This is a genomic window from Alteromonas lipotrueiana, assembly GCF_019249245.1.
In the GTDB taxonomy this organism is placed as follows: Bacteria; Pseudomonadota; Gammaproteobacteria; order Enterobacterales; family Alteromonadaceae; genus Alteromonas; species Alteromonas lipotrueiana.
This window is the reverse complement of the sequence record NZ_JAESDK010000031.1, coordinates 22,327-29,146: the sequence shown is the minus strand read 5'-3', so window position 1 is coordinate 29,146 and position 6,820 is coordinate 22,327. Positions and strand designations below refer to the sequence as shown.

Sequence of the window (6,820 nt, the reverse complement as noted above, 5' to 3'; positions counted from 1 at the left end):
GCAATATTTAACCGCCTGGTAATGATATCAATATCGAAAGTAATGAGGGAAGCAAGGAGTGACTGTCCTAGTCTGTAACTTTCTAGTCTGTAACTGTTAGGAGTGACTGTCCTAGCAATAGGGACGCTAGCAATAGGGTAACTAGTCGAATCAGGCAATGCAGGGAATTCAGAGAAAACGGCATCAGGATGGGCAACGCATCCGCCTGATGCCGCTCTACAATTATGGGCAGGTACCTGTGTACCAGGCTTCCCCGTCTAGAGATGACAAGGTCGTGGTGCCCCAAGTTGAGCCACTCATGGGAGCATCGGAGCCAACGGTAAAATAGTCCGGCGTATAGTAATTACCGGTGCTATAAGCTCTGCCTGCAACCTTATGATAGTAGTTCGCCGTCGTATAGCTGGCGCATTCATCGCTATCACCATCCCCGCCGCCATTACCCGGGGCGGTGGGCGTGCTGCCACTGCAATTCTGCACTGGCCCCGCGCAACTGTTGTCATCATCCTGCCACTGACACTGGCCGCCCGAAACCTCAATCTCATTCAGCTTGAAGGTATTGGTACTATATTCCAGATAGCAATTGGCGTAATTCGTGTAGTCGAGTCGACCCGCTGCAATATGCCCATCAAGAGTCGCTATCTGACCCGCGTCGATTGCAAATGTGAGTGACTCGGCTGACGACAGCGCTGTGGTATCGGTAGCCGTTACGGTTACGCTTTGTTCACCGCCCGGCAGGTCACACGCTTGCACAGTAAAAAGGGTTCCGTTTACTCCGGCGGTGACAGGCCCTGTGCTGAAGGCAGCCACTACTGACGCCAGATTCTGGTTTATATCCACCACTTCACCGGTCACCTCGGCACATTGTCCACTCACGGTAACCTGAATATTCGATAACGCCGGGGCAGTATCTGGCGGTTGCGGGCCCACTCTAACTGAATCGGTAACCGTATCGGATAGCGCACCGTTGTTGTCAGATGCATTCACGCTGACAAAGTAAAGCGCATCAGCAAGACTTGCCGAAGTCACCGAGAACGAGCCAGATGAAACCGTATTGTCGGTATATTGAAAAACGTTATCGGCATCGTCCCGTAATTGCACAAACACTTTCTCGACGGTGCCGTCGCTATCAGAAATATTTCCACTCACGGTTATCTGACTGCCGTCCACAGTAGCCATAACCGCTGACACCACCGGGGCCTCGTTGCGATCAACTCTAGAGTTGTTTTCTAAAAAGTACTGTCCCAGATACATGGCGTAATTAATACCGTTACCATTAACGTAAGAGCCTGACGCTCCCTGGCCGCCGGACCAGGCATGGTCAACTCCATTAAGCCAGAGCATGGATACGCGGCCTTCTTCCCACAAGAACTCCTGAGCAGTGCGGGAGCCACTGCCAATAGCAGTCGAGCCGGGTAACTCAATAACGCCGTATACATCCCCCATGCCCTCGGCGTTCTGCCGGTTATAGCACTGGTCGACCGTGGTGTCGGCATCACCATGAGCAATTGAGGCAATCTGGCTATCAAAATAACTGCCGTAACTGCCGGCATATTGCTCACATCGCTGAGCCACATTGGCATACTCGCAGGTACCAATAGCACCGTTGGAGCTGGTGCCTATACTGGGACCAGCGCTAATGCCCATGCCTGCAAAGACGTCAGGGGCGATACAGGCTGTGGTATTGGCAAACGCGGCGCCAGACGATAAGCCGGCGATATAGACCTGGTCACTGTCGATATTGTAAGTGGTACTGGCACTTAAGGTATTGGCCAGTGAAATTAGGTTTTTATAATCGCCTGCGGTGCGGGATTTTGTTCCCTGCCAGTACGACCAGCAATTGAAACCGGCCTTGTTCATGGCATCAGGCACCGCGATAACCATACCATAGGTCTCAGCGGCATCTTCGAGGTTGGCTGTGAGGTACGCATCCACCGACTGAGTACAGCCATGTAGCACCACCAGTAGTGCCCTGCCATTACCCACAGATGACTGAGTATCAGGCGTGTAGATATGCACTTTGTTAAATCCGCCTACAGATTGGTTGTTCTGCCAACTACCGGCATTGGCAGTCAGCGCCGTTGCACTCAGGCAAATGAGGGAGAGAATGGATTTTATATTTATCACTACACGCCTCCTTATGTTTAATTGACGTTAACCTATTGTTTATTTTTTGAGCTCATTTGGCTGTAGTACTTTCGTACGGCCGTGCTATTTGTCAATAAATGGAGGGCGGCAGATCTAGTCTTGCAGTCAGTGGCTTCCAATAAGGTACAGCGAAATGAGGAATAGTTGCCAAACTTGGAATGAATGTAATGAGTGACTGTCCTGAATGCTCCTCTGAATGCTCCTTGATGAGTGACTGTGTTGAGGGCTCATTGCCAAACATGGAATGGATATAATGAGTGACTGTCCTGAATGCTCCCTCTGAATGCTCCTTGATGAGTGACTGTCCTGAATGCTCGTAATGAGTGACTGTCTTGAGTACTCTCAACTGTCCTGAACGTTCTGAATGCTCCTGTTGAACGCTACTCTAAAACTACTCATCAGTTCAGTATCAAGTCTCACATAATTTGAATAGTCTGTATTGGTCCTTTGTTAAAGGGACCAAATATTATTATATGGAGATTATTATCTTGCATGAGATAACCCTAGAAGAACTTAATAGTGTAAATGGTGCCGGTTTAGACGAAAGTGTTTGCGTAGCTAGTTTTGGCGCACTGGGTGCATTAGGCGGTTTTATCGGTGGAGGTATTGCTACAACAGGCATAGGTATGGGGCTGGCGCAGTTTGGGGCTTTGGATTTGGAACGCAGATTGGCGCAGCAGTTTGCATACCTTAAGGATAGCGATATGAATGAATTAAATCTTGACGAGATCTCACAAATTTCTGGCGGTGATTGTATGTCTAACTGGGCGGTTGGTGGGGGTATCACCGGTGGCGTTATTGGTGGTGTCGCAGGCTTTGTGGGAGGTTTTGGTTTCGGAGCGGGACCTGGCATCACAGGTGGTAGCTCTTTAGGCTCAGCAATTGGCACAATTGGTGGCGCATACTTCTGTTACCCATAATCAAGAGAGGCATCTGCCTGCCTTTCTGGAAAGTAAAATGACGGTACTATTTTTATTAAATTACACGACGACATTGTTTCTTGTTTTTATACTCACGGGTGTGTTCACACCCGACAATCTATCCATGCGTTTTGTTTTTTATACAACTATTGTTTTAATTGTGACGATGGTTTGCTGGAGGTGGGGCAGATTTTCAGTAATTAAGCGCGGCAACTATATCTATATCCAAACATTCCCAACTTTTACAAAAATTAGCGCCGAAGAAGTCGAGAATCTTACCATTATCGAGAAGCATGTATTGGTTAATAGAAAAGATGGAAGTCAGAATAAACATCATTTTATGTTTGGCCCGTCTGGAGGTATTCATGCCTCTGTAACTCCATTAATCATTAATCAGATTAAAAGACTATAACCAACACTTCCACAACATCGCTATGAGTATCAAAACCGCTAAACCTACCCATGCCGCCATTAAAATGGTAAGGCTTCGGAGCCGGGCAGAAGAGTAGAGAACTAAACGCAAGTGCCCGGACCACCGTCCAATGACTCACTGTCTGTTGCCGACTAAATGGGAGACGACTAATGGCTATGCAAATTCATACACCTTGGAATAAAGACCGCATAATCGGGCAGAAAATGCCTCTTCAGATATCCTGCCTATGGGGTATCCGAATTCGTTTAGAGCTTGCGGGACAAGCGCGTGACCTCGCTAAACTCAAAGTGTGAGATGTCGTTTGCGGACGTTCAGTTTTGAGTCGAACGCATGTTGTTCAGCAAAATACAGGCAGTTCTGTTTAATTTGAGATAACGCCGGATACTTAAGATCTGATCCTGGTATAATTAAAGAAAACTGGACTCAAAGAGTCTGAGTATCTTTTTAAATCACGTATCAATAGCTCTGAGCACATATCTACCAGACAATACAATCGCATTTTCATGGCTGGATTTAAAAGCTCAATCTCGATACATCACTCTATAACACCCACTCGATACGCAGAACCAAACCATACCTGACTTATAACAAAACGAAAAATCTGTGAGTTGTGCAACTTTTGCCTGGTCATAAGAAGTTAGAGAGCACAGTTCGCTACCCAGGCATTGAGGTGAACAATGCTTTAGAAATAGTAGAACCTATTGAGGTTTAAACTGTTCTAGGCTGCTCGTGCAGCCCTTTTGTACGTGTAGCACACACTAAAATGACCATTAGCAAAGTCAGTGGAAGCCCTATCGCGTTGACGAGCAGTTCAGGAAACTCTGTTATTTAGCTATTATATACCGCGTCGATGCTCTAATATTTTAGGTGAGCTTTTCAAAAGAGTCGTATATGAGTCACAGTAGCGAAACATTACAAGCGCAAATTAATAGATTAGAAGCTGAGCTTGCTACACAGCAGGCTGAGAACATCATGTACAAGGAGTTATTTGATGTTTCTGGGGACGCGCTTTCTATTATCGACCTTAGCACGGGTAAGTTCATTAGGTGCAATCAAGCTGCAATTAAGCTTCACGGCGTGAAAAGTGCCGATAACTTTCTCAATTTAAAGCCTTCTGACCTCTCACCGGAATATCAACCCTGCGGAAGAACATCCGAGGAAATGGCCTCAGAATATATTCAAAAAGCTTTCTGTGAAGGGCCGCAGCTTTTCCAATGGCTTCATTCACGAATAGATGGGTCAGTGTTTCTGTGTTTAGTCTCTCTTTCTGCATTAAAAGTTGGCAGTCAGAATCTGATTTTAGCCATAGGTAGAGACATAACAGAACTGGTTGAAGCGAAGAGTCGACTACACTCAGCCAATGAAGCGGTGGAGCGTGCTAGTGCTGCGTATTTAGAAGAAAAAGAAAAGTTCGAGAAGTTGGTCAATTTAGCGCCTGTTGGTATTGCGATAAACAGGATAAGTGACGGAGGATTTGACTACGTAAATAAAGAGTTGAGCCGTTTCTCTGGTTACCGTCTTGATGAACTAAATAACATGGACTATTGGCAGTTGACGCCTCAAAAATACGAGCAACAGGAGCAAGCTCAACTGTCATCTTTGTCTGAGACGGGTCGATACGGGCCTTATTATAAAGAGTATATCCACAAGGATGGGCATACTTATCCAGTTCAACTCAATGGCGTAAAAATTACCAGCGCAAGGGGCGAGGAACTTATTTGCTCTATTATACAGGACATTTCTGAACAAAAACTTGTTGAGCAACAGCTTCAAACCTCCAGGCAAAGGGCAGAAGAAGCCAGTAAAATGAAAAGCGAATTCCTGGCGAACATGAGCCACGAAATTCGAACTCCGATGAATGCTATTCTCGGTGGCCTGCAAATGATAAATACTGATGCTCTCAATGCTAAATCAGAGCTTATGCTAAGCAATGCCTTATCCTCTGCCAGGTCACTACTAACAATCATCAACGATATTCTTGACTACTCGAAGATAGAAGACAAAAAGCTGCAATTGGAAAAACAACCTTTCTTGATTATTGAGGTATTACGGTCCGTCAAGTTTGATGTAGATGGAATCGTCAGTAATAAAGGCATTCAACTTATCAGTCACATTGAGCCGGGTTTTTCAGATGGTTGGCTGGGGGATATTGTCAGAGTTAAACAAATATTACTTAATCTCGTGAGTAACGCTGTCAAGTTTACTGACAAAGGTAGTGTAACAGTCAACATTTACGAAACTCAGCATAATGCCGAAAAGGCACTTGGTTTCGATGTTATTGATACGGGGATTGGTATGAGCGCAGAGGCCAAAAGCCGCGTATTTGAACGTTTCTCTCAAGCGGACAGCTCAACAACTCGTAGGTTTGGTGGAAGTGGACTGGGCATGTCGATAACACTAAACCTTATTGAGATGATGGACGGCATAATAGAGGTTAAAAGCGAACCGGGATGCGGAACAGCAATAAGCGTTATCCTGCCATTAGCGAAAACCGACAAAGAGACTTATAAAACCGAGTATAAAGCATTGGTGGCCCCGCGCTTAACCGACAAAAAAATACTCATTGCCGAAGATAACGAAATTAATCAGGTTGTCATCGAAGCGTTACTTGAAAGCACTGAGGCAACCTTAACAATTGTAGAAAATGGCAAACTAGCGGTCGAAGCCGCAAGAAAAGACGCGTTTGATTTAATTTTAATGGACATACAAATGCCTGAGATGGATGGTATTGAAGCCATGAAGCATATTCGCCGTTTTCGCAGTCAGGTGCCAATCATCGCGCTAACGGCTAATGCGATGGTTGAGGATGTAGCCAGCTATTTAAATCTGGGCTTTACAGCTCATGTCGCAAAACCCGTTGATAAAAATCATCTTTATGGGCTGTTGGCTTCAGTCTTAAAGTAGTTCTTTTTCAACTGTAAAAGACTTCGAGAAGACAGCGTCGGTCCTGGGGTTAAAACGTTTAATGTTAAAAAGCATATCCTGGCAACTGCTCTCGCTCTTAGCCCAATTTTCGGCCAGCCTTAACAGCAAATTGACTGTGAAACTACAGCCCGAGCCCGCGGAATTGCTTCTTCATCATGTTAGTGTTCACTCTTGTGATGCGCTCTGTGTTCAAAAAGGCACCTGAGAACGGACTGTCAACGCTGCTTTGTCATTGTTTATTTGGTTTGACACTCATACGTAACTTGCCGTTACCTGGACATGCAATCTCATTTTGCCGCAAAATCCTAACTTAAGAAGCAAATACCACGCGCTTTACGCGCAATTGTTTGTGAATTTCAAGATTCGTCTGGTACAATCAGTTGATATTATAAGAAAA

General features: G+C 45.5%; 4 protein-coding genes. 3 read left to right on the top strand and 1 reads right to left on the bottom strand.

All coding sequences use genetic code 11. The annotated features are described in order from the left end of the window. Positions 1 to 222: 222 nt before the first annotated feature. Entirely contained in the window at positions 223 to 2,124 is a 1,902-nt protein-coding gene (locus tag JK130_RS16130) for an extracellular catalytic domain type 1 short-chain-length polyhydroxyalkanoate depolymerase (RefSeq protein ID WP_218355362.1), read from the bottom strand. A gap of 494 nt (positions 2,125 to 2,618) precedes the next feature. On the opposite strand from JK130_RS16130, the gene JK130_RS16125 reads away from it, so the two are divergent. The 3 genes from JK130_RS16125 (at position 2,619) to JK130_RS16115 (ending at position 6,402) form a co-directional block, all read left to right on the top strand. Next, on the top strand, positions 2,619 to 3,065 hold the full coding sequence (locus JK130_RS16125) for a hypothetical protein (protein WP_218355361.1): 447 nt from the start codon (positions 2,619 to 2,621) through the stop codon (positions 3,063 to 3,065). Next, entirely contained in the window at positions 3,028 to 3,477 is a 450-nt protein-coding gene (locus JK130_RS16120) for a hypothetical protein (protein ID WP_218355360.1), read from the top strand. Before JK130_RS16125 ends, JK130_RS16120 begins: the two co-directional genes overlap by 38 nt. A gap of 912 nt (positions 3,478 to 4,389) precedes the next feature. Beyond that, entirely contained in the window at positions 4,390 to 6,402 is a 2,013-nt protein-coding gene (locus tag JK130_RS16115) for a PAS domain-containing hybrid sensor histidine kinase/response regulator (RefSeq protein ID WP_218355359.1), read from the top strand. Positions 6,403 to 6,820: the final 418 nt, after the last annotated feature.

Excerpts from the sequence above, each read along its gene's own strand:
- JK130_RS16115 (WP_218355359.1), top strand. The coding sequence starts at position 4,390 with ATGAGTCACAGTAGCGAAACATTACAAGCGCAAATTAATAGATTAGAA.
- JK130_RS16125 (WP_218355361.1), top strand. The coding sequence starts at position 2,619 with ATGGAGATTATTATCTTGCATGAGATAACCCTAGAAGAACTTAATAGT.